Origin of the sequence: Streptomyces sp. NBC_00459 (assembly GCF_036013955.1) — a bacterium.
In the GTDB taxonomy this organism is placed as follows: Bacteria; Actinomycetota; Actinomycetes; order Streptomycetales; family Streptomycetaceae; genus Streptomyces.
Genome location: NZ_CP107903.1, coordinates 5,927,716 through 5,949,895, shown reverse-complemented (window position 1 = coordinate 5,949,895; position 22,180 = coordinate 5,927,716). Strand labels below are relative to the sequence as shown.

At 70.1% G+C, this 22,180-nt stretch carries 19 protein-coding genes; 9 read left to right on the top strand and 10 right to left on the bottom strand.

The window, feature by feature from the left end:
• Positions 1-77 precede the first annotated feature (77 nt).
• The 4 genes from OHN74_RS26390 to OHN74_RS26375 all read left to right on the top strand — a co-directional run bounded on the left by OHN74_RS26390 (position 78) and on the right by OHN74_RS26375 (position 5,997).
• A complete protein-coding gene (locus OHN74_RS26390; protein ID WP_327697077.1) occupies positions 78-836 on the top strand; it encodes a TIGR03089 family protein in 759 nt (252 codons plus the stop codon).
• Positions 837-1,052: 216 nt separating this feature from the next.
• A complete protein-coding gene (locus OHN74_RS26385) occupies positions 1,053-2,201 on the top strand; it encodes an LCP family protein (RefSeq protein ID WP_327697076.1) in 1,149 nt (382 codons plus the stop codon).
• Positions 2,202-2,424: 223 nt separating this feature from the next.
• Positions 2,425-4,182, top strand: a complete 1,758-nt coding sequence (locus OHN74_RS26380; RefSeq protein WP_327697075.1) for an LCP family protein — start codon at positions 2,425-2,427, stop codon at positions 4,180-4,182.
• Positions 4,183-4,326: 144 nt separating this feature from the next.
• Positions 4,327-5,997 (top strand): LCP family protein, encoded by a 1,671-nt coding sequence (locus tag OHN74_RS26375; RefSeq protein WP_327697074.1) that lies wholly within the window; start codon positions 4,327-4,329, stop codon positions 5,995-5,997.
• 90 nt (positions 5,998-6,087) lie between these two features.
• Here OHN74_RS26375 and OHN74_RS26370 read toward each other — a convergent pair whose 3' ends face one another.
• Positions 6,088-7,137 (bottom strand): glycosyltransferase family 2 protein, encoded by a 1,050-nt coding sequence (locus tag OHN74_RS26370; protein ID WP_327697073.1) that lies wholly within the window; start codon positions 7,135-7,137, stop codon positions 6,088-6,090.
• Positions 7,138-7,290: 153 nt separating this feature from the next.
• Here OHN74_RS26370 and OHN74_RS26365 point away from each other — a divergent pair, with 153 nt between their 5' ends.
• A complete protein-coding gene (locus OHN74_RS26365; protein ID WP_443060448.1) occupies positions 7,291-8,769 on the top strand; it encodes an LCP family protein in 1,479 nt (492 codons plus the stop codon).
• A 60-nt stretch (positions 8,770-8,829) separates the two neighbouring features.
• Here the strand turns inward: OHN74_RS26365 and OHN74_RS26360 are convergent, their stop codons facing one another.
• Positions 8,830-9,378 carry an acyl-CoA thioesterase gene (locus tag OHN74_RS26360; protein ID WP_327697071.1) on the bottom strand — a complete coding sequence of 183 codons (549 nt, stop codon included), beginning with the start codon at positions 9,376-9,378 and terminating at the stop codon, positions 8,830-8,832.
• A gap of 119 nt (positions 9,379-9,497) precedes the next feature.
• Here OHN74_RS26360 and OHN74_RS26355 point away from each other — a divergent pair, with 119 nt between their 5' ends.
• On the top strand, positions 9,498-10,826 hold the full coding sequence (locus OHN74_RS26355) for an LCP family protein (RefSeq protein ID WP_327697070.1): 1,329 nt from the start codon (positions 9,498-9,500) through the stop codon (positions 10,824-10,826).
• Positions 10,827-10,907: 81 nt separating this feature from the next.
• Here OHN74_RS26355 and OHN74_RS26350 read toward each other — a convergent pair whose 3' ends face one another.
• Positions 10,908-12,065, bottom strand: a complete 1,158-nt coding sequence (locus tag OHN74_RS26350) for an acyl-CoA dehydrogenase (RefSeq protein WP_327697069.1) — start codon at positions 12,063-12,065, stop codon at positions 10,908-10,910.
• Positions 12,066-12,299: 234 nt separating this feature from the next.
• Between OHN74_RS26350 and OHN74_RS26345 the strand changes: the two genes are divergently transcribed.
• Positions 12,300-13,643: a UDP-glucose dehydrogenase family protein gene (locus OHN74_RS26345; RefSeq protein ID WP_327697068.1), complete on the top strand. Its 1,344-nt coding sequence runs from the start codon at positions 12,300-12,302 to the stop codon at positions 13,641-13,643.
• A gap of 186 nt (positions 13,644-13,829) precedes the next feature.
• On the opposite strand, the gene OHN74_RS26340 is transcribed toward OHN74_RS26345, so the two are convergent.
• A complete protein-coding gene (locus tag OHN74_RS26340) occupies positions 13,830-14,339 on the bottom strand; it encodes a CGNR zinc finger domain-containing protein (RefSeq protein WP_327697067.1) in 510 nt (169 codons plus the stop codon).
• 112 nt (positions 14,340-14,451) lie between these two features.
• Here OHN74_RS26340 and OHN74_RS26335 point away from each other — a divergent pair, with 112 nt between their 5' ends.
• Positions 14,452-14,811, top strand: coding sequence for a VOC family protein (locus tag OHN74_RS26335; RefSeq protein WP_327697066.1), 360 nt, complete (start codon positions 14,452-14,454; stop codon positions 14,809-14,811).
• A 22-nt stretch (positions 14,812-14,833) separates the two neighbouring features.
• Here OHN74_RS26335 and OHN74_RS26330 read toward each other — a convergent pair whose 3' ends face one another.
• From OHN74_RS26330 to OHN74_RS26315, 4 genes are all read right to left on the bottom strand, one after another.
• The gene (locus tag OHN74_RS26330) at positions 14,834-15,991 is read right to left on the bottom strand and encodes a dipeptidase (RefSeq protein ID WP_327697065.1); all 1,158 of its coding nucleotides are present in this window, start codon (positions 15,989-15,991) and stop codon (positions 14,834-14,836) included.
• Between the two features lie 190 nt (positions 15,992-16,181).
• Entirely contained in the window at positions 16,182-17,360 is a 1,179-nt protein-coding gene (locus OHN74_RS26325; protein WP_443060447.1) for a dipeptidase, read from the bottom strand.
• A 5-nt stretch (positions 17,361-17,365) separates the two neighbouring features.
• Positions 17,366-17,923: a 5-(carboxyamino)imidazole ribonucleotide mutase gene (gene purE, locus OHN74_RS26320; protein WP_327697063.1), complete on the bottom strand. Its 558-nt coding sequence runs from the start codon at positions 17,921-17,923 to the stop codon at positions 17,366-17,368.
• Entirely contained in the window at positions 17,920-19,080 is a 1,161-nt protein-coding gene (locus OHN74_RS26315; RefSeq protein WP_327697062.1) for a 5-(carboxyamino)imidazole ribonucleotide synthase, read from the bottom strand. The genes purE and OHN74_RS26315 overlap by 4 nt, the downstream gene beginning before the upstream one ends.
• Before the next feature lie 154 nt (positions 19,081-19,234).
• On the opposite strand from OHN74_RS26315, the gene OHN74_RS26310 reads away from it, so the two are divergent.
• The gene (locus OHN74_RS26310; RefSeq protein ID WP_327697061.1) at positions 19,235-19,819 is read left to right on the top strand and encodes a GtrA family protein; all 585 of its coding nucleotides are present in this window, start codon (positions 19,235-19,237) and stop codon (positions 19,817-19,819) included.
• Positions 19,820-19,835: 16 nt separating this feature from the next.
• Here OHN74_RS26310 and OHN74_RS26305 read toward each other — a convergent pair whose 3' ends face one another.
• Positions 19,836-21,110: an ATP-binding protein gene (locus OHN74_RS26305; protein WP_327697060.1), complete on the bottom strand. Its 1,275-nt coding sequence runs from the start codon at positions 21,108-21,110 to the stop codon at positions 19,836-19,838.
• Between the two features lie 162 nt (positions 21,111-21,272).
• Positions 21,273-21,950, bottom strand: a complete 678-nt coding sequence (locus OHN74_RS26300; RefSeq protein WP_164409730.1) for a response regulator transcription factor — start codon at positions 21,948-21,950, stop codon at positions 21,273-21,275.
• Positions 21,951-22,180: the final 230 nt, after the last annotated feature.

Here is a 22,180-nt window from a genome sequence, read left to right as displayed (position 1 = left end):
CCCGTTCACCCGAACCGGTGGCTCCGACAGCCGGGCCGCGCCCACGGCCACGCGCGCTCCTGCGTACTCTTGCGCGGGTGAACGCCACCGACCGCACCCCTGCCGACCTGCTGCGTTCCGCGCTCGCCGCGGACCCCGCCCGCCCCCTGGTGACCTTCTACGACGACGCCACGGGTGAACGTGTCGAATTGTCCGTGGCCACCTTCGCCAATTGGGTGGCCAAGACCGCCAATCTCCTCCAGGGCGAGCTGTCCGCCGAACCCGGTGACCGGGTCGCGCTGCTGCTGCCCGCGCACTGGCAGACGGCGGTGTGGCTGCTGGCGTGTTCGTCGGTGGGTGTCGTCGCGGACATGGCGGGCGAGCCCGGCGCTGCCGACATCGTCGTCAGCGGGCCGGACACGCTGGACGCGGCGCGCGCGTGTTCCGGTGAGCGGATCGCTCTCGCGCTGCGGCCGTTGGGCGGGCGGTTCCCGCAGGCACCGGCCGGCTTCGCCGACTACGCGGTGGAGGTACCGGGACAGGGGGACCGGTTCGCGCCGTACGCGCCAGTGGATCCGGAGGCGGCGGCGTTGATCGTGGCCGGGGCGGAGTTCACGGGGGCGGAGGTCGTGGAGCGGGCCGCGGCGGATGCGGTGGGGTTCGGGCTCACGGGGCCCGGGTCCCGGTTGTTGTCGGGGCTGGGGTACGACACGTGGGACGGGGTCAGCGCGGGGTTGTACTCGCCGCTTGCCACCGGGGGGTCTGTGGTGCTGTGCAGGCATCTGGAGCGGGCGAGTGAGGACGCGGTGGCGAAGCGGGTCGAGGACGAGCGGGTGACGGCTACGCGCCGCGGATAGCGGACGGGGGCGTTGCCTCCGGGCTTCCGGGTGTGTCCCGGTGGGGGCCTGTCGCGCTCACACGGCGGAGCCGTGCATGTCGCAGCCCCGCGCCCCCGGGTTCGTCCCCCGGCCCGGCATTCAGTCGTTCGGCCCATCAGCGGGGTCCTTCGGGGCCGCCTTCGCGTCATGGTCGTAGGAGCACGTGCTCGTACGACCACGAGGGGGCGCCCAGCCGTGACCGAGACCTCAGGCACCCTCGGGCCCGGCGCCGGGGTCACCGCTGTCGGCGGGCGGCGGCGTTGGCTGCGGCGGGCCGTTCTCGGGGTCGGTGTCGTCTCGGTCGGTACCGTCGGGATCGGGCTCGGGGTCTACGCCAAGCTCGACGGGAACATCACACCGGACCATGACGCCGCCGCCGAACTCGCCCGGTACGAGAAGGAACGGCCCACCTCGCTCGTGCGCGGGGCGCGGAACATCCTGCTGATCGGGTCCGACTCGCGGGCCGGGGACGGGAACCGGAAGTACGGGCGGGACTCCGGGACCGAGCGGTCGGACACGGCCATCCTGCTGCATCTCGCCGCCGGCCGGCGCAGCGCCACCGCGATGTCCCTGCCGCGCGATCTGATGGTGGACGTACCGAGGTGCCTGCGGCCGGACGGGAGTCGGGGCGAACCCATGTTCACGATGTTCAACCAGGCCTTCCAGCAGGGGGGTTCGGCCTGCACGATCCGTACCGTGGAAATGCTGACGGACATTCGGATCGACCATCACATGGTGGTCGACTTCCATGGTTTCAAGGACATTGTCGACGCCGTCGACGGGGTCGAGGTGTGTCTGGCGAAGCCGGTCGACGACCGGGAGGCCAGACTGCGGCTGCCCGCCGGGCGGGTGACGCTCGACGGCGAGCAGGCGCTCGGCTATGTGCGGGCGCGGAAGTCCCTCGGCAACGGGAGCGACACCGCCCGCATGGACCGGCAGCAGCGTTTCCTCGGCGCGCTCGTCAACAAGGTGCAGAGCGACGAGGTCCTGCTTAACCCGGTGAAGCTCTATCCGTTGCTCGACGCCGCCACGTCCTCGCTCACCACGGACCCCGCCCTGGCCAGCCTGCGCGGTTTGTACGAATTGGTGCGCGGTGTGCGCGACATTCCTGCCGAACGTGTGCAGTTCCTGACCGTTCCACGGGAGTCGTACGCCTACGACGCAAATCGCGACCAGCTTGTCGAGCCGGACGCCGGGCGGCTGTTCGAGCGATTGCGCACGGACGCGCCGATCACCGTCACGAGGGAAATGCCGGTTCGGGGTGATTCCGTCACCCCGCCCTCCGAACCCGTTCCGGTACCCGCATTCCGCGGCAACACGGCCACCCGGGGCACCTGCGGGTAAAGCGCTTGCCAAGTCGGCGCACTTTAGTTCAAGAAAATGGGTGGATTGCCCAGGTGTAGGGACGTGGAATTTGTCACCGTCGTCGCTTGACGCCCAACTGGACGGATAGTGTGAGCGATCCGGTGCGTCAGGACACGTGTCGTGTGCACACCGGCTGACCGAGACCCGAGCGCCTTGGAGGGGGAAAGGCGCCGCGTGGCCCCGACGGAGGATGCAGACAACCGTGGACGCGCAAGGCCGTGGGCGGGCGGACGACATCGACCCCGCAGACCAGTGGGTGCTCAACCCGAGCACCGGCGAATACGAACTGCGACTGACTCCCTCCGCACCGCAATCAGCGGTCCCGGGACCTCGTCGAGCTGCGCCTGCCAACGCGGGCGCGGGACGCGGGCGTTCGGCGGCACCGGAGCGGGAGCGCGAGCGAGAGACGCACGGGGTGCCCGGCACGCCCGGGCAGGTACCGCCGCCGAGACGGCGCCGCGGTGCGCCCGAGGAGCCACTGCCCGGGCGACGCCGCTCACGGGCCCCGGAGAAGAAGAAGTCGAAGGCCAAGAAGGTGCTGCTCTGGACGGGCGGGACCATGGCCTTCGTCATGGTGGCCGCCGCCGCCGGTGGCTACTTGTACCTCAAGCACCTTGAGGGCAACGTCCAGACGACGGATGTCGGAACGGCGGGCAAGTCCGGCTTCAGCAAGGACGAGGCCTTCAACATCCTCATCATCGGCACGGACAAGCGCACGGGTGCGGGCAACGAGAAGTACGGCGACGCGGGCAGCGTCGGGCACGCGGACACGACGATCCTGCTGCACGTCTCCAAGGACCGGACGAACGCGACCGCACTGAGCATTCCGCGCGACCTGATCGTCGACGTCCCGGACTGTCCGACGATCAAGTCCGACGGGACCGAGGAGATCATCCGGGGCACCCAGAACGTCCGCTTCAACACCAGCCTCGGGCAGGACGGGCGCGACCCCGGCTGCACCATGCGCACGGTGAAGGAGGTCACGGGCATCTCTCCGGACCACTTCATGATGGCCGACTTCAACGCGGTGAAGACGCTGACGACGGCGGTGGGCGGGGTCGAGGTCTGCGTGACCAAGGCCGTCAAGGACAAGGAATCGAAGCTGAATCTGCCCGCCGGCAAGTCGACGGTCGAGGGAGAGCAGGCGCTCGCCTTCGTCCGTACGCGGCACAGCTTCGGCAACCAGGGCGACCTGGACCGGATCAAGGTGCAGCAGCAGTTCCTCAGCTCGCTGATGCGCAAGATGGCTTCCAGCGACACCCTGACCAACCCGGCCAAGCTGCTGAAGCTCGCCGAGGCGGCCACCAAGGCGCTGACCGTGGACACCGGCCTCGGCAAGGTCTCCACGCTGAAGGACGTCGCGCTCGAACTGAAGAAGGTGCCGACGAAGAACATCACCTTCATGACCGTCCCGGTGGTCGACAACCCGGCGGAGAAGGTCCGGGCGACGGTCGTCGTCGGTCCGACGGCTCCCGAGGTGTTCAACGCGATCGCGAACGACGTGTCGTTCACCACGGTCAAGCAGCAGAAGGCGAAGGAGGCGGCTGCCGTCGCCGCCCGCCTCAAGGGCACCAAGTCCGCCGCCGCCGACGTGCGGGTCCGGATCCTGAACGGCGGTGCCGTCGGCGGCTCCGCACAGGCTGTTCTTAACTACCTGCAGAATGATGAGGGCGTGACGAAGTCCGAGAACGCGGGCAACGCTCCGGCGGAGATCGCGAAGACGACGCTGGAGTACGCGCCCGACCAGGCCGACCAGGCCCGACGGCTGGCCGCCATCATGGGGCTGTCCGGTTCGGCGATGAAGCCCGGCAAGAGTGTGACGAACGCCCAGGGGCTGCCGACCATGACGCTGACCCTGGGCAAGGACTTCAAGGGGGCCGGCGTCTCGCTCACCGCGCCGGCGAAGGCACCGACCGTGGAGGGACAGTCCACGGCGAACAAGGTGCAGTGCGCCAGCTGAACAAGCTGAGCACTTCGAATTGATCAATGGGCGTCTGCGCCAGATGTTTTTGGTGCGCCGGTTGACCTGACAGGCCTGCCTTGCGTCTCACAGGACGCGCGGCAGGCCTGTTCGACGGCGGCGCAAGGGTGGGGAGGCAGGGGAATGACGCAGAGCAGTGTGCACGGGGAGGGGACGCGACCAGGCGTCCGGCCTGCTCGGGTTCCGGGGCAGCGGGACGGCTCGCACGAGCAGGAGAGCGACTCCGGCGGCGACAGCGGTGGCGGTAGCGGTAACGGTGGCGGTCCGGCGGGAAGACAGCGGCGGCCCGGCAGGCGCAAGGTGCTGCGCTGGTCGGCGGCGACCCTCTCGGTGCTGATACTCGCCACCGCCGGTGTCGGATACCTGTACTACGAGCACCTGAACAGCAACATCCAGAAGGGCAAGCGCAGCACCGGCGACTCCAAGGCGGAGAAGACCGAGGCGAACGCGGCCGGGCAGACTCCGCTGAACATCCTGCTGATCGGCTCGGACAGCCGTGGCTCCGACGCCAACGTGGCACTGGGCGGTGACAGGGCCAACCGGGGCAACCCGCCGCTGGGCGACGTCCAGATGCTGCTCCACGTCTCCGCCGACCGCAAGAGCGCGGCCGTGGTGAGCATTCCGCGCGACACCCGCGTCGACATACCGAAGTGCACGGACCCCGACACCGGGGAGAAGTTCGCGGCGACCAACGCGATCATCAACACCTCGCTGGCCCGGGGCGGCGCCGGCTGCACGCTGGCCACCTGGGAGAACCTCACCGGGGTCTACATCGACCACTGGATGACGATCGACTTCGCGGGCGTGGTGAAGATGGCCGACGCCATCGGCGGTGTCGAGGTCTGTGTGAAGCAGAACGTGTGGGACCGCCCGCTGCCCAACGTGTCCGGCGGCTCCGGGCTCAAGCTCACGGCCGGCAAGCACAAGGTCCAGGGCAAGCAGGCGCTGCAGTGGCTGCGTACCCGGCATGCCTTCTACAGCGACCTGGGGCGTGCCAAGGCCCAGCACATGTACATGAACTCGATGATCCGCACGCTGAAGGCGCAGAACGTCTTCACGGACGCCGGACGGCTCACCGGTCTGGCCGAGGCGGCCACCAAGTCCCTGACGGTGTCCGAGGAGTTGGGCACGGTCAAGGAGCTGTACGACCTGGGCATGCAGCTCAAGTCGGTGCCGACCGACCGCATCACGATGACGACGATCCCGACCGTCGTGGACTCCCAGAACGCGAACCATCTGGTGACGGCCGACGCCGACGCCGAGACGATGTGGACGATGCTCCGCGACGACATCGCCTTCGACGACAAGGGCGGCAGCGCGGCGACGAAGGCCCCGACGGCAGCGGCCTCGGCGACCGCCTCCACGGACCCGGCGGCCGATCCCGGGCAGATCGGCGTGCTCGTGCGGAACGGCACCCGGACGGCCACCCTCGGCGCGGTCGGCGGCCGGGCGACCGCGATCAGCCAGATCCTCTCGGCCAAGGGCTTCACCAACGCGGGGGCGGACACGTCCGGTTCGCTGTCCGTGGAGAAGACGGTCGTGAACTACCCGAGCGCCGACCTGGCGGGCGACGCCCAGCTCGTCGCCAAGTCCCTCGGGATTCCGGCGAGTTCGGTGAAGAAGTCGACGGACGTCTCGGGTGTGACGGTGACCGTGGGCGCCGACTGGCGTGAGGGCAAGGCCTATCCGAAGCAGACCGCGCCGAAGGCCGGTCAACTGCCCGCCACCGCCGACAAGGTGGTCGGTTCGGACACCGGCGCCTGTATGGAGGTCTACTCCCCCTATCGCTGGTAGTCGGCCTCGGAGGCCGTCACGGGTGCGGAGGAACAAGTGGGGGCCTGCCGTCAGTCACTGACTGACGGCAGGCCCCCGACTCGTTGTCGTTCAGGCCGCGTTCGCGCCGTCCAGCACCGCCGGCCGACGAGCCGCGATCACCTTGCGGGCAAGCGACTTCGGGCTCGTCAGGAAGCCCCAGCCCCAGCACATGTGCATGGTGGCGAGGGCGACCGGGATCTGCAGCCGGGCCTTCAGCGAGAGGCCCTTGCCGGCCGGGACCGAACCCGCCGCGATGGCCGCGAGGTAGCCGCCGGGCACCAGGAAGGCCCACGGTGTCAGTACGGCGCCCAGCACCACGCCCGCCGCTATCGCCAGCACGGCGGTGGGCGGGGCGAGGTAGCGCAGGTTGATGGAACCCTCGTGGTAGCGGGCCACGACATGGCGCCAACGGCCGTAGTCCTTGTACTGCTTGGCCAGCGCGCGCACGGAGGGCCTCGGGCGGTACGACACCCGCAGCTCGGGCGAGAACCAGATGAGGCCGCCCGCCTCCCGGATCCGGAAGTTCAGCTCCCAGTCCTGGGCGCGGATGAACTCCACGTTGTAGCCGCCCTGTTGCTCAAGGGCGGCGCGCCGGAAGACACCGAGGTACACCGTCTCGGCGGGCCCGGCCGTGCCTCCCGTGTGGAAGGCGGCGTTGCCGACCCCGATCTTCGAGGTCATCGCGGCGGCCACCGCGTGCTCCCAGGCGTTCTCGCCCTCGGCGTGCATGATCCCGCCGACGTTCTGCGCGCCGGTCTCGTCGAGGAGACGTACGGCGGTCGAGATGTAGTCGGGCGAGAGCATGCCGTGTCCGTCGACGCGTACGACGACGGGGTGGCGGGAGGCCTTGATCGCGGCGTTCAGCGCGGCGGGCGTACGGCCGGTCGGGTTGGGGACCGTGTGGACGCGTTTGCTCGTACCGGCCGTTTCGCGGACCAGCTCGGCGGCGATCTCGTCCGTGCGGTCCGTGGACGGACCGAGGGCGATGACGACCTCCATCTCGCCCGCGTACTCCTGGGCGAGGATCGCTTGGACGGCTCCGCGCAGATGCCGCTCCTCGTCGAGGACGGGCATGATCACGGACACGGCGGGCAGCTGCACGTCGGGCTTGGCGTTCATAGGGGGCTCACGTTACCGCGAACGGGGGACACCGACGCGCGCCGCCCGCTCCCTGACCCGGGCCGCAGATCGTATGGGCCTACGGTGCTCACGGATCCCACGTTCGGCCCACTCCCCCCTCCCCCCGGTCTGCCTTCGCGGAGGTGTTCCCCCATGCCCGCGTCCCCCGCATCCCCTCGCTCCCCCGGTTCCCCGCAGCGCCGGCCACGGCCGTCGTCCGGGCGTCCGCGTCCCCCCGTACGGCGGAAGAAGCCCCGTTGGGCCATGCGGGCGGTGACGACGCTGTCCGTCGTGGTGCTCGCAGCGGCCGGGATCGGGCACGCGGTGGTCACCAGCCTCGACGCCGACATCGCCCGGGTCGACCCCTTCAAGGACATGAAGAACCGTCCTCGGGCCGGTCACGGCATGAACGTGCTGCTGGTCGGTACGGACAGCCGGGAGAAGATCAGCGAGGCGGAGCGGCGCAAGTACCGGCTCGGCGGGGCTCCCTGCCACTGCACCGACACGATGATGATCGTGCACATCTCGGAGGACCGGGAGCGGGCGAGTGTGGTCAGCCTGCCGCGCGACTCGTACGCGGTGACGCCCCCGCACACCGACCGGACGACCGGACAGCGGCACGGCGGACATGTCATCAAGCTGAACGCGGCGTACGCGGAGGGCGGTCCGAACCTCACCGTGCGGACGGTGGAGCACATGACGCACGTCAAGATCGACCACTACCTGGAGATCGACTTCACCAGCTTCATGAAGACGGTCGATGTGCTGGGCGGCGTCGAGATCTGTACGACGAAGCCGTTGAAGGACTCGTACACCGGGCTGAACCTGACTGCCGGGGAGCATGAGCTCAACGGCGGGGAGGCGTTGCAGTACGTGCGTTCACGGCACGCCGACGGCTCCTCCGACCTGGGGCGGATGCAGCGCCAGCAGCGGTTCATGGCGGCGCTGATCGCGCAGTCCACGTCGTCCGGAGTGCTGCTGAACCCGATGAAGTTCCGGGACATCACCCGGGCGGTGCTCGGGTCGGTGCGGGCGGACAAGGAGTTCGGCACGGGTGAGCTGCTGGACCTCGGGCGGGCCATGCGGAACTTCTCCCCGTCGTCGTCCGAGTTCACGACCGTGCCGATCGGGCGGATGGGGTACGCCGTGAAGGGCATCGGTTCGACGTTGAAGTGGGACGAGGCGAAGGCGGGACGGCTGTTCCGGGCGCTGCGGGAGGACGAGCCGTTGTCGGTGCGGAAGGGCGGTCGCGGCGGCGGTCGGAGCGGGGCGCCGGTGCGGGTCGAGGTGGCGCCGCAGCAGATCCGGGTGCAGGTCGAGAACGGGACGCGCACGGTGGGGCTGGGACAGAAGGTGGACCGGGCGCTGGCCGCAGCGGGGTTCCGGACGACCCGGGTGCCGGTGAACGCGCGGGAGCGGGGTGCTGTGACGCGGACGGTGATCGCGTACGACCCCCGGTGGGACCGGTCCGCGAGGTCGCTGGCTGCCGCGTTGCCGGGGAGTTCGCTGCGGGTGGTGCGGGGGCAGGGGGCGGTGCTGAAGGTGACTGTCGGGGCGGACCACCAGGGGGTGCGGAAGGTTCGGGTCGGGGAGTTCGGGGTGACCACGGGGGACGAGGTGGAGTGTCGGTGAGTCGGCGAGGCCGGTGCGGCCCAGACCGGGTTTCCCACCCACCCGTTTCCACTCCGTCGATCAGTCGTCCAGGCCCTCCGCCGCTCTCCGTTCCCTCAGCTCCATGATCGCCCGCCGCCTCGCCAACCGGTGCGTGCGGCGGATCTGGGCCTCCTGACAGCGGCGCTCGTCGCGTTCCGTCTCCGGGAGGACCGGAGGGACGATGCGCGGCTTGCCCTCGGCGTCGACCGCCGCGAAGACCAGGTAGGCCGAGCCGACCTGTGTCGCCGGCGTCGACTCGTTCCAGCGTTCGGCCAGGACCCGTACCCCGACCTCCATCGAGGTCCGGCCGGTCCAGTTGACCTGGGCTTTCACATGGACCAGGTCACCCACCCGCACCGGCTCCAGGAACGCCATCTCGTCCATCGACGCGGTGACCGCGGGCCCGCCGCTGTGCCGGCCGGCCACCGCGCCGGCCGCGTCGTCGACCAGCTTCATGATCACACCGCCGTGCACCGTGCCCAGGAGGTTGGTGTCGGCGTTCGTCATGATGTGGCTGAGGGTGGTCCGGGAGGCGGAGGTCGGCTTGCCCGGGGGTGCCTCTTCTGCCCCGGTGGCCTGGTCTGTCATGGCGTCCACCTTATGCGCGACGTACACATGGGCGATTTGTGTCAGCTTGGCAACAGGCCTGTTCCTAAATTCCTTCGACCCTTGTATAGGGCACAGCCCAGCACTGCACACTGGTCCGCATGAACGATTGGCCCGATGCGTGGTCCGACGACAACCGCAACAACCGCTACGGACGCGGCAGCGCGAACGCACAGCCCGAGGGTGCGCGCGTGATGCGGCAGGTCCAGCGCGGCCAAGGCGGCCCGGGAGGCCAGAACCCGGCCGCCCCGCCGTACGGCGGCGGGGTGCCGCAGCAGCAGCCGTACGCCGGTGACCAGGGCCAAGGCCAGGATCCTTACGGCAACGGCTATGACAGCGGGTACAACACCGGCCAGGTCTACGGCGGCGCTCCGCACGCCGGCGGCCAGGGCGGCGGGCCGGGCGGCCCCGGTGCCATGGGAAGCGGCGGCCACGGGCCCCGCTCCGCCCCGGACTGGCGCAAGCGCATCAAGTGGACCGCGATCACGGTGGTCACACTCCTCGTCGTGGTGTCCGTCGGTACGTACTTCTGGGCCGACGGGAAGCTGAACCGCCAGGTCGACCTGTCCAAGGTCATCGACCGGCCGGACGAGGGCAAGGGCACCAACTATCTGATCGTCGGTTCCGACAGCCGCGAGGGCATGTCGGCCGAGGAGAAGAAGGCGCTCCACACCGGGTCCGCCGAGGGCAAGCGCACCGACTCGATGATGATCCTGCACACCGGCGACAACGGCCCGACGCTCATCTCCCTCCCCCGTGACTCGGACGTGGAGATCCCGACGTTCGTCGGCTCCGAGTCCGGCAAGACGTACAAGGGCACCGGCAAGCACACGAAGCTGAACGCGGCGTACGCGACGGACGGGCCGGAACTGCTCGTCCGTACGGTCGAGTTCAACACGGGCCTGCGCATCGACCACTACGTGGAGATCGGCTTCGCCGGCTTCGCGAACATCGTGGACGCGGTCGGCGGCGTGGAGCTGACCATCCCCAAGGGCGGGATGAAGGACACGAAGTCCGGCGCCAACTTCACGGCGGGCAAGCAGACCCTCAACGGCGAGCAGGCCCTGGCCTTCGTCCGTACCCGGTACGCCCTCGCGGGCAGCGACCTCGACCGTACGAAGAACCAGCAGAAGTTCCTCGCGGCGCTGGCGAGCCAGACCGCGACGCCGGGCACGATCCTGAACCCCTTCAAGCTGTACCCGACGATGAGCGCGGGCCTCGACACCCTGATCGTCGACAAGGACATGAGCCTGTTCGACCTGGGCGACATGTTCTGGGCGATGAAGGGCGTCACGGGCGGCGACGGCAAGTCCATGAACATGCCGATCTCGGGCTCGACCGGCAGCAACCTCGTCTGGGACAAGGCGAAGGTGAAGACGCTGGTGAACGAGCTGAAGAACGACGAGAAGGTCACGGTCTCCGGCAACTGAGCACAGCGGTCGGCCGTACACGCGTTCGCCCCTGCCCGATCCGTCGGGCAGGGGCGAACGCGTGACCGGCAGCCGTACCGGTTACGGCAGGTTGCGGGCCATCACGATCCGCTGGACCTGGTTGGTGCCTTCGTAGATCTGTGTGATCTTGGCGTCGCGCATCATGCGCTCGACCGGGTAGTCGCGGGTGTAGCCGTAGCCGCCCAGCAACTGGACCGCGTCCGTGGTGACCTCCATCGCCACGTCCGACGCGAAGCACTTCGCCGCCGCGCCCTGGAAGGTGAGGTCCTTGTCGCCGCGCTGGGACTTGGCCGCCGCCGCGTACGTGAGCTGCCGGGCCGCCTCGATCTTCATCGCCATGTCGGCGAGCATGAACTGGATGCCCTGGAAGTCGGCGATCGGCTTGCCGAACTGCTTGCGCTCCTTGACGTACCCCTTGGCGTAGTCGAGGGCGCCCTGCGCGATGCCCAGGGCCTGCGCGGCGATCGTGATGCGGGTGTGGTCCAGGGTCTTCATCGCGGTGGCGAAGCCCGTGCCCTCCTCACCGATCATGCGGTCGGCCGGGATGCGGACGTTGTCGAGGTAGACCTCGCGGGTCGGGCTGCCCTTGATACCGAGCTTCTTCTCCGGGGCGCCGAAGGAGACGCCCTCGTCGGACTTCTCGACCACGAAGGCCGAAATGCCCTTGCTGCGCTTTGTCGGGTCGGTCACGGCCATCACCGTGTAGTACTCGGACTCGCCCGCGTTGGTGATCCAGCGCTTCACGCCGTTGAGGACGTAGAAGTCGCCGTCGCGGACCGCCCTCGTCTTCATGCCTGCCGCGTCCGAGCCCGCGTCGGGCTCCGAGAGGCAGTACGAGAACATGCCCTCGCCCTTGGCGAGCGGTGTCATGTACTTCTTCTTCAGCTCCTCCGAGCCGGAGAGGATCACGGGCAGGGAGCCGAGCTTGTTCACCGCCGGGATCAGGGACGAGGAGGCGCACACCCGCGCGACCTCCTCGATCACGATCACGGTCGCCAGCGCGTCCGCGCCCGCGCCGCCGTACGACTCCGGTACGTGCACCGCGTGCAGATCGTTGGCCACCAGCGCGTCATGGGCCTCCTGGGGGAAGCGGGCCTCCTCGTCCACCGCCGCGGCGTACGGCAAGATCTTCGCCTCGGCCAGGGAGCGGATCGCGTCACGGAGCATGTCGTGCTCCTCCGACGGGCGGTACAGGTCGAAATCAGCCGATCCGGCCAAGGTCTCTCACGCTCCAAAGACGCTGTATGACTGACGCTAACTACCGTTAAGTAACCCAGTAGGTAATCCAAATTTTAAGGGCCTGCCAACCCGAGTGATACGTGAGCTTGGCGACAGGGTGGATTCCGGGTGGGATTCTGCCCGGTGAAGGGCCACGACAGCCCTCGGCAGGCCCGCGACTATGCTCGCCATCGCACGCACGACCGCCCCCACGCCACACCTCCAGGAGCACCCATGGCTCTCAAGATCACCGTGATCGGCACCGGATACCTCGGAGCCACCCACGCCGCCGCCATGGCCGAGCTCGGATTCGAGGTGCTGGCGCTGGACGTGGTCGAGGAGAAGATCGACCTGCTGCGGCGCGGGCAGGCCCCCATGTACGAGCCCGGGCTCGACGACCTGCTGCGCAGGCATGTCGCGGGGATCGAGGGGTCCACCGGACGGCTGAGCTTCACCATGGACTGGGCCGAGGTCGCCGCCTTCGGGGACATCCACTTCGTCTGTGTGAACACCCCGCAGAAGCACGGCGAGTACGCCTCCGACATGTCGTACGTCGACTCCGCGATCGAGTCCCTCGCCCCGCACCTCACCGCCCCCACCCTCGTCGTCGGCAAGTCGACCGTGCCCGTCGGCTCGGCGGACCGGCTCGCCCGGACGATCGCCGGACTGGCGCCCGCCGGCGCGGACGCCGAGCTGGCCTGGAACCCGGAGTTCCTGCGCGAGGGCTTCGCCGTCCAGGACACCCTGCACCCCGACCGGCTCGTGGTGGGCGTACGGAGCGAGCGGGCCGAGAAGCTGCTGCGCGAGGTGTACGCCACGCCGATCGGGGAGGGGACGCCGTTCGTCGTCACGGACTTCCCGACCGCCGAGCTGGTGAAGACGTCGGCGAACTCCTTCCTGGCCACCAAGATCTCGTTCATCAACGCGATGGCGGAGGTCTGCGAGGCCGCCGACGGGGATGTGGCGAAGCTCGCCGAGGCGATCGGGTACGACGACCGGATCGGCAAGAAGTTCCTGCGGGCCGGGATCGGCTTCGGGGGCGGGTGTCTGCCCAAGGACATCCGGGCGTTCATGGCACGTGCGGGTGAGCTGGGCGCCGACCAGGCGCTGACCTTCCTGCGCGAGATCGACTCGATCAACATGCGCCAGCGCGGCCAGATGGTGGAGCTGGCCCGGCAGGCGCTGGGCGGCGGTCCGTTCCTCGGGAAGCGGGTCGCGGTGCTCGGCGCCACCTTCAAGCCCGACTCGGACGACGTCCGTGACTCGCCGGCCCTCAACGTCGCCGGGCAGATCCACCTCCAGGGCGGCCAGGTGACGGTGTACGACCCGAAGGGCATGGACAACGCCCGGCGGCTCTTCCCGACGCTCGCGTACGCCGACACGGCCCTGGAGGCTGTGCGGGGCGCGGATGCCGTACTGCACCTGACCGAGTGGCGGGAGTTCCGCGAGCTGGACCCGGCGGTGCTGGGCGAGGCGGTGGCCCACCGGCTCGTCCTGGACGGGCGCAACGCCCTCGACCCGGCGGTGTGGCGGAAGGCCGGCTGGACGTACCGGGCGATGGGGCGGCCCACCGCCTGACGGGCGCCACGGCTGACGGTCGCTTCCGCCCGTCGGCCGCTCACGGCTGCCGGAGTCCGGCCGACGAAGGACGCCGGTCCGGCCGAGGCTCAGTCGGCCGGACCGGCGCCTGCCCCATTCTCCACACCCCGGCCACCCTCCGGGACCCGCATCCCGAATCCCGGGCAGCCGCTGCGCCCGGACCCTCTACTTCGCGCGATAGCGCCGCATCTTCGCGCGCGCCCCGCACACCGACATGGAGCACCAGCGGCGGCGCCCGGCGGGGCTGCGGTCGTAGTACGCCCAGTGGCACTCGGGCAGCTCACAGGCCTTCAGGCGCAGCCAGGTGCCGTCGGTGAGCGCCTCCGCGACGGCCGCCGCCACGCGGGAGAGCAGCGGGCCCTCCTCGGCGGCGGTCAGGCGGGCCGAGCCGTCCCGTTCGTCGACGGTCACCAACAACGGGGCGCGGGACAGCAGTTGTCCCAGGGGAGTGACCGTGTCGTGCGGTGGATGCCCGGCGTGGGCCAGGCAGACGGCCCGCAGGGACTCACGCAGCTCCTTCACGGCCGCCAGTTCCCCTGCGCCGATCTCCGCGATGCCCAGCGGGGCACGCCCCTCGGCGGTGTCCAGCGCGTCCCGGCCCGATTCCAGGTCCCTGGTGTTCACCAGTGCCTCCACGAGGGCCAGCCCTCCGGGCGCGGACCCGTTCTCGCTCATACCTCCGACGGTACCTCTTCGCGTTACCTCCTATGCACGGGCATCCGGTAACCGTTACCGTATGAATCCCATCAACGGGTAACAGGTAACAGCGGCAACAACGGAGGAAGCCATGGCCATCGCCAAGTTCGACACCGTCGTCCTGGACTGTCCCGACCCCGGCGTGCTCGCCGCCTTCTACGCCGGACTGCTGGGCGGCACGCCCGAGGTCGAGGAGGACTGGATCGACCTGCGGATCCCGGACGGGCCGAAGCTGGCCTTCCAGGCCGCCCCGGGCCACGTACCGCCGAAGTGGCCGGCGCCCGACGCCTCGCAGCAGTTCCATCTGGACGTGACCGTGGCCGATCTGGACGCGGCCGAGCGGGAGGTGCTGGCGCTGGGCGCGAAGCCGCTGGACACGGAGGACCGGGCCCGCTCCTTCAGGGTGTACGCGGACCCGGCGGGGCACCCGTTCTGCCTCTGCGCGGGCTGAACAGGGCTGAAGAAGAGGAAGGTCAGCCGTCCAGCTCCGCGATCCGTGCCGTGGACGGCTCCCGGCGCTGCTGGGCCGCCTTGGCCGTGAAGTCGGCGCTGCGCAGGACGCGTTGGACGTTTCCCCAGGTGAGGAGTCCGATGTCGGGTTCCGTCCAGCCGCGGCGCAGGAGTTCGGCGATCAGGTTCGGGTAGCAGGAGGCGTCGCCGAGTTCCTGGGGGTGGGCGCTGCCGGAGTCGTAGGTGCCGGACAGGCCGACGCACTCCGGGCCCGCGACCGCACGGACATGGTCGAGATGGTCGGCGACGTCACGGACGGACGGCCCGGTCTGCTCGGCCGTCAGCGGCACCAGGCACAGGCCGCCGGCCGCGCCCAGCTCGGCGAGCGTCTCGTCGGGCAGGTTGGCGGGGTGGGGGCGCAGGGCGCGGGCCGCGGAGCGGGTGCACAGGACCGGCGCCCTGGAGATCGTGACGGCGCGGCCGATGGTGGCCGGGGACGCGCCCGAGAGGTCGGCCAGCACGCCGAGCCGGTTCATCTCGCGGACCACCTCCTCGCCGAACCGGGTGAGCCCGGCCTCGCTCGCCCAGGACGTACCGGCGAGGGTGAGCACGCGCAGGCCCAGGGAGTGCAGCACTCGCAGGATGCCGATCGAGTCGTCGAGGGCGGCTGCCGCGGCGGGCCCGAGGACGACGGCGACCCGTCCGCAGTTGCGGGCGTCGGTGACCTGTCCGGCGGTGCCCGCGAGCCGCAACCCCTCGGGATGGCTCCGGGCCACCGTCTTGACCAGGTCGAGCTGCTCCAGGGTGGCGCCGACGGCCCGGTCGCCGGTGAGTCCCTCCGGCAGGTGCAGCGCCCAGAACAGCGCGCCCACGTGTCCGCGCCGCATCCGGGGCACATCGGTGTCGACGGTGCCCTCGCCGAGCTCCAGGTCGTACCAGGAGAGATGCCGCAGCGCCCAGGGCAGCCCGCTGTAGCCGTCGGCGACGGGGTGTGCGGCGAGGATGGCGTGCGCGCGGTCGAGACGGGCGGCGTCCGGATCGGACAGGAGTGACAGGTCGAGTGCCGCCCCGATGTCGCCGGGGTACTCGTCGAGCTCCGGCAGGGCAACGGGCGGCGGGGCCGGCTGGTCGAGTTCCCCGACCTCGGCTGTGGTGTGCAGTTCGTCCTGCAGGTCGGCCATGGCGGGCTCCGTACGTCGTGATCCACGTCGTGATCTACCTGGTGATCGCAATACGGTCACCGTCGCACGGAGCCGAGGGGGCTTCCTGGTGGGTGGGGCGTTCGGGGGTATGCCGCCCCGGGGGCGCGCGTGCGCTCGGCGCCCCCGGGGCGGAGTACACGCCGGCCCCGGGACGTTCAGCGTCGGCGCGTCACCCGTCCAGTTCCTCCAACGTGGCGTTGGAAGGCCCTCTCCTCCCCCGCTCCTCGCGTGCCACGTCCTCCGCTGCGCCCAGCACCCGTACCGCGTTGCCCCAGGTCAGCTTGGCGAGGTCGGCCTTCGACCAGCCCCGGTCGAGCAGCTCGGCGATGAGATTCGGATAGCCGGAGACGTCGTTCAGGCCGTCCGGGGTGAACGCCGTGCCGTCGTAGTCGCCGCCGATGCCCAGGTGGTCGATGCCGGCCACCTCGCGCATGTGGTCCAGATGGTCGGCGACCGTCGAGACCGTGGCGACCGGGCGCGGGTTCGACTCCTCGAAGGCCCGGTGGACCTTCATCGCCTCGGGGGTCGTGGCCAGGTGGTGGAAGCCGTGGGCGCGCATGTTGTCGTCCGCGGCGGCCGTCCAGTCGACAGCGGCCTGGAGGACGAACTTCGGCACGAAGGTCACCATGGCCATGCCGCCGTTGCCGGGCAGGCGTTCCAGCACGTCGTCGGGGATGTTGCGCGGGTGGTCGCACACCGCGCGCGAGGAGGAGTGGGAGAAGATCACCGGCGCGACGGAGGTGTCCAGCGCGTGCCGCATCGTCGTCGCGGCGACATGCGAGAGGTCGACCAGCATGCCGAGGCGGTTCATCTCCCGGACCACCTCGCGGCCGAACTCCGACAGCCCGCCGACGCCCGGTTCGTCGGTCGCCGAGTCCGCCCACGCCACGTTGTCGTTGTGGGTGAGGGTCAGATAGCGCACGCCCAGCTCGTACAACCCCCGCAGGGTGCCGAGGGAGTTGGCGATCGAGTGACCGCCCTCGGCGCCCATGAGGGAGGCGATACGGCCTTCACGCCGGCCCGCCTCCATGTCGGCGGCCGTCAGGGCGGGCCGCAGCTCGGCTCCGTAGCGCGCGATCAACTGACGTACGCAGTCGATCTGTTCGAGGGTCGCGGGCACCGCGTCGGGCAGGTCCGAGCGGACGTACACCGACCAGTACTGCGCACCGACCCCGCCCTCGCGCAGCCGCGGGATGTCGGTGTGCAGGTGGGCGTTCTGGGCGGTGGCGATGTCGCGGGCGTCGAGGTCGTAGCGGACCTGTTCGCGCAGCGCCCACGGGAGGTCGTTGTGGCCGTCGACGACCGGGAACTCGCGCAGGAGTTCCCGGGCCTGCTCCAGGGAGCTCACCGACGTCACTTCCCGAAACCGAAGCCGCTGCCGCCGCCCGCGCCGCTCTCGACCTTGGCGCGCAGCCGCTTGCCCTTCTCGGTGGCCTGGTCGTTCAGATCCTGCTGGAACTCCCGCATCCGGCCGAGGAGTTCCTCGTCGTGCGAGGCGAGGATGCGCGCCGCCAGCAGGCCCGCGTTGCGCGCGCCGCCGACCGAGACCGTGGCGACCGGCACACCGGCCGGCATCTGCACGATCGACAGCAGCGAGTCCATGCCGTCGAGGTACTTGAGGGGGACCGGGACGCCGATCACCGGGAGCGGGGTCACCGACGCCAGCATGCCGGGCAGGTGGGCCGCCCCGCCCGCGCCCGCGATGATCGCCTTCAGACCGCGCTCGGCGGCGTGCTCGCCGTACGCGATCATCTCGTGCGGCATGCGGTGCGCGGAGACGACGTCGACCTCGTACGCGATCTCGAACTCGTCCAGGGCCTGGGCGGCGGCCTCCATGACGGGCCAGTCGGAGTCGGAACCCATGACGATGCCCACGAGGGGGCCCGCACCGGGTTCTGCAACGGGGCTCATTCGGTGATCGTGCCTCTCAGATAGCCGGCTGCGTGACGAGCGCGCTCCAGCACGTCGTCCAGGTCGTCGCCGTAGGTGTTGACGTGGCCGACCTTGCGGCCGGGCTTCACGTCCTTGCCGTACATGTGGATCTTGAGCTGGGGGTCGCGGGCCATGCAGTGCAGGTACGCGGAGTACATGTCGGGGAAGTCGCCGCCGAGGACGTTCGCCATGACCGTCCACTTCGCGCGCGGGCGCGGGTCGCCGAGCGGGAGGTCGAGGACCGCGCGGACATGGTTGGCGAACTGGCTGGTGATCGCGCCGTCCTGGGTCCAGTGGCCCGAGTTGTGCGGGCGCATCGCCAGTTCGTTGACGAGGATGCGGCCGTCCCGGGTCTCGAACAGCTCGACGGCCAGGTGGCCGACCACGTCGAGTTCCTTGGCGATGCGCAGGGCCAGTTCGGTGGCCTGGAGGGTCAGCTCCTCCGCGATGCCGGGCGCCGGGGCGATGACCGTGTCGCACACGCCGTCGACCTGCTGGGATTCGACGACCGGGTACGCGACGGCCTGGCCGTGCGGGGAGCGGACGACGTTCGCCGCCAGTTCCCGTACGAAGTCGACCTTCTCCTCGGCCAGGACCGGCACGCCGGCCCGGAAGGGGTCGGCGGCGTCCGCCGCGGACCGGACGACCCACACGCCCTTGCCGTCGTAGCCGCCGCGGACCGTCTTGAGGACGACCGGGAAGCCGTCGCCCCGAGCGCCTTCGGGGAGGCCCTCGGCCGCGAAGGCCACCACGTCCTCGACGTCGCGCACGATGCGATGGCGCGGGCACGGCACCCCGATCTCGTCGAGCTTCGCTCGCATCACGCCCTTGTCCTGGGCGTGCACGAGCGCGTCGGGGCCGGGGCGGACGGGGATGCCGTCCGCCTCCAGGGCCCGAAGATGCTCGGTCGGGACGTGCTCGTGATCGAAGGTGATCACATCGCACCCCTGCGCGAACGCGCGCAGCGTCTCCAGGTCGCGGTAGTCGCCGATGACGACATCACCGACGACCTGCGCCGCGGATTCCTGCGGGGTGTCACTGAGGAGCTTGAATCTGATGCCGAGCGGGATGCCCGCCTCGTGTGTCATACGAGCGAGCTGCCCCCCGCCGACCATGCCGACTACCGGGAACGTCACCCGCCAAGAGTATCGGCCCGGCCATCCCGGCCTGAATGGCACGCATTACACGCCTGTGACTCGATGCGCACAGGCAACCCCCAGAGGGGGTGGTTAGCATGGCTGGGTTGACGAAATCCCACACTGCGATCCCACAGACGGGGGCCGACAGACCATGGAACGTGGTTCCAAGAGTGGTTCCGACGGGCTTCATACGACGCCCCGGAGCGCCGTACGCCGACGATTCGACCAGTTCGCGGCCGAGGTGGCGAAGTTCGGGGCGGTGGGCACGGCGGGGCTTCTCGTCAACCTGCTCGTGTTCAACCTGGTGCGCACCGCGACCGACCTCCCGGTGGTCCGCGCCAGTGTGACCGCGACGGTCGTCGCGATCTGCACGAACTACATCGGCTTCCGCTACTTCACGTACCGGGACCGCGACAAGAGCGGCCGCACGAAGGAACTGACGCTGTTCCTGCTGTTCAGCGCGGTCGGACTGGTCATCGAGAACGGCGTGCTCTACGCGGCGACGTACGGCTTCGGCCTGGACAGCCCGCTGCAGAGCAACGTCTTCAAGTTCGTCGGGATCGGCGTCGCGACCCTGTTCCGCTTCTGGTCGTACCGCACGTGGGTGTTCCGTACGCTTCCGGCGCGGGAGGCTGTGGCCAGCGCCGAGTCGTTCCTCGAAGAGGCGGACCCGGTGTCCCTTCCGGAGGGACGCACGATTCCCGAGCGCCGGACGCACCGCCAGCACGTCGGCTGACAGCCCACGACACCGTCTACCGGACCGTCCGCTCCCCCTCGTCCCCCAGCGGCTTCTTCAGCGGGGTACGGGACAGGAAGAGGCCGAAGACCGGCGGCTGGGCCTGGAGCAGCTCCAGGCGGCCCGCGTCGGCCTCCGCGAGGTCGCGGGCGACCGCGAGGCCGATGCCCGTGGAGTTGCGGCCGCTGATCGCGCGCTCGAAGATCCGGGCGCCGAGGTCGGCCGGGACGCCGGGTCCCTCGTCCGTGACCTCGATCACCGCCTGGTTGCCGATGACGCGGGTGCGCAGGGCGACCGTGCCGCCGCCGTGCATGAGGGAGTTCTCGATCAGGGCGGCCAGCACCTGGGCGACCGCCCCCGGCGTGCCGACGGCCTGCAGATGCTGCTTGCCGGAGCTGACTATGGCCCGGCCCGCGCTGCGGTAGGCGGGGCGCCACTCGGCCAGCTGCTGCTGGATGACCTCGTCGAGGTCGAAGGAGACCGCGGAGCCGGTGCGCGGATCGCGGGCGTTGGTCAGGAGCCGTTCGACGACGTCGGTGAGGCGTTCGACCTGCGTGAGCGCGATCGTGGCCTCCTCCTTCACCGTGTCCGGGTCGTCGGTGAGGGTGATCTCCTCAAGGCGCATGGAGAGAGCGGTGAGGGGCGTACGCAGCTGGTGCGAGGCGTCCGCCGCCAGCCGGCGTTCGGCGGTGAGCATCCGGGCGATACGTTCCGCCGAGCTGTCCAGCACATCCGCGACCCGGTCGAGCTCCGGGACGCCGTACCGCTTGTGCCGGGGGCGCGGGTCGCCCGAGCCGAGGCGTTCGGCGGTCTCCGCGAGGTCGGTGAGCGGCGAGGCGAGCCGGTTCGCCTGCCGTACGGCGAGCAGGACCGCGGCGATGACGGCGAGCAGCGCGACGGCGCCGATGATCAGCAGGGTGCGGCCGACCTCGCGGGTCACGGAGGAACGGGGTTCCTCGACCCGGACGGTCTCGCCCTCCTCGCCGTCCTCCTCGGCGGAGATGACGTCACCGACGGGCTGGTCGCCGACCTCGATCGGCGCGCGGCCGGGGATGCGCACGACGGCGTACCGGTCGCCGGTGACAAGGCCGCGGAGGACCTTGGAGTTGATCTGCTCGTCCCCGAGGATGCGGCTGTCCACGATGCTGGCCAGCCGCACGGCCTCGGAGTCCACCCGCTCCTGGGCACTCGCGCTGATCGTCCGGGTCTCGACGATGACGAGAGACACACCGAACACGGCGATCACCACGAGCACGACGGCAAGGGTGGACTGGATAAGACGACGACGCACGGCCCCTCCGGGCGATGGCAGATGAACGACGAGCACGCCCGGGGGCACGCCCCGGGCGCCCCGCAGGGGCACTCCAGGGGCGCGGGGAACCGCGCGAGAAGTCCCCGCAGGCCGACAGCCACGCACGACACACAAGCCCCGGAACGTTACGCGCGTAGTCGCCTAGCTCTTCTCGAACCGGAAACCGACGCCCCGAACAGTCGCGATGTACCGAGGGTTGGCCGCGTCGTCGCCCAGTTTCTTCCGCAGCCACGAGATGTGCATGTCGAGCGTCTTGGTCGACGACCACCACGTCGTGTCCCACACCTCGCGCATCAGCTGGTCGCGGGTGACGACCCGCCCCGCGTCGCGCACGAGCACCCGCAGCAGGTCGAACTCCTTGGCGGTGAGCTGGAGTTCCTCCTCACCCATCCACGCGCGGTGCGACTCGACGTCGATGCGCACCCCGTGCGTGGCGGGCGGCTGCTGCGGCTCGGACGCGCCGCGCCGCAGCAGGGCCCGGACGCGGGCGAGAAGTTCGGCGAGCCGGAAGGGCTTGGTGACGTAGTCGTCGGCGCCCGCGTCGAGGCCGACGACCGTGTCCACCTCGTCGGCGCGCGCGGTCAGGATGAGGATCGGGACGGTGAGTCCCTCGGCACGCAGCCGACGGGCCACTTCGAGGCCGTCCATGCCGGGCAGCCCCAGGTCCAGGACGACCAGGTCGATACCGCCCTGGATGCCTGCGTCGAGCGCGGTCGGTCCGTCCTCGCGCACCTCGACCTCGTAACCTTCCCGGCGCAGTGCGCGGGCCAGTGGCTCCGAGATGGACGCGTCGTCCTCAGCGAGCAGTACACGGGTCATGACCTGATGGTAGACCGCCCTGGACGCCGTCTGGGGTGTGACCAGGCGTTCTTGATTCTTACCTTCGGACGCTAGGACGAGAGCACCCGGGACGACACAGCCGCTGCCCGCCCCACGTCAGCGCCTGAACCTGTGCCTCTGCGGTGAATTTCTGTCTCTTACCTTGGAATGAGTGACTGATGCGTGCCCATCACCTGTGATTCACGTCTCAAGTCCTTCCATTTACGACT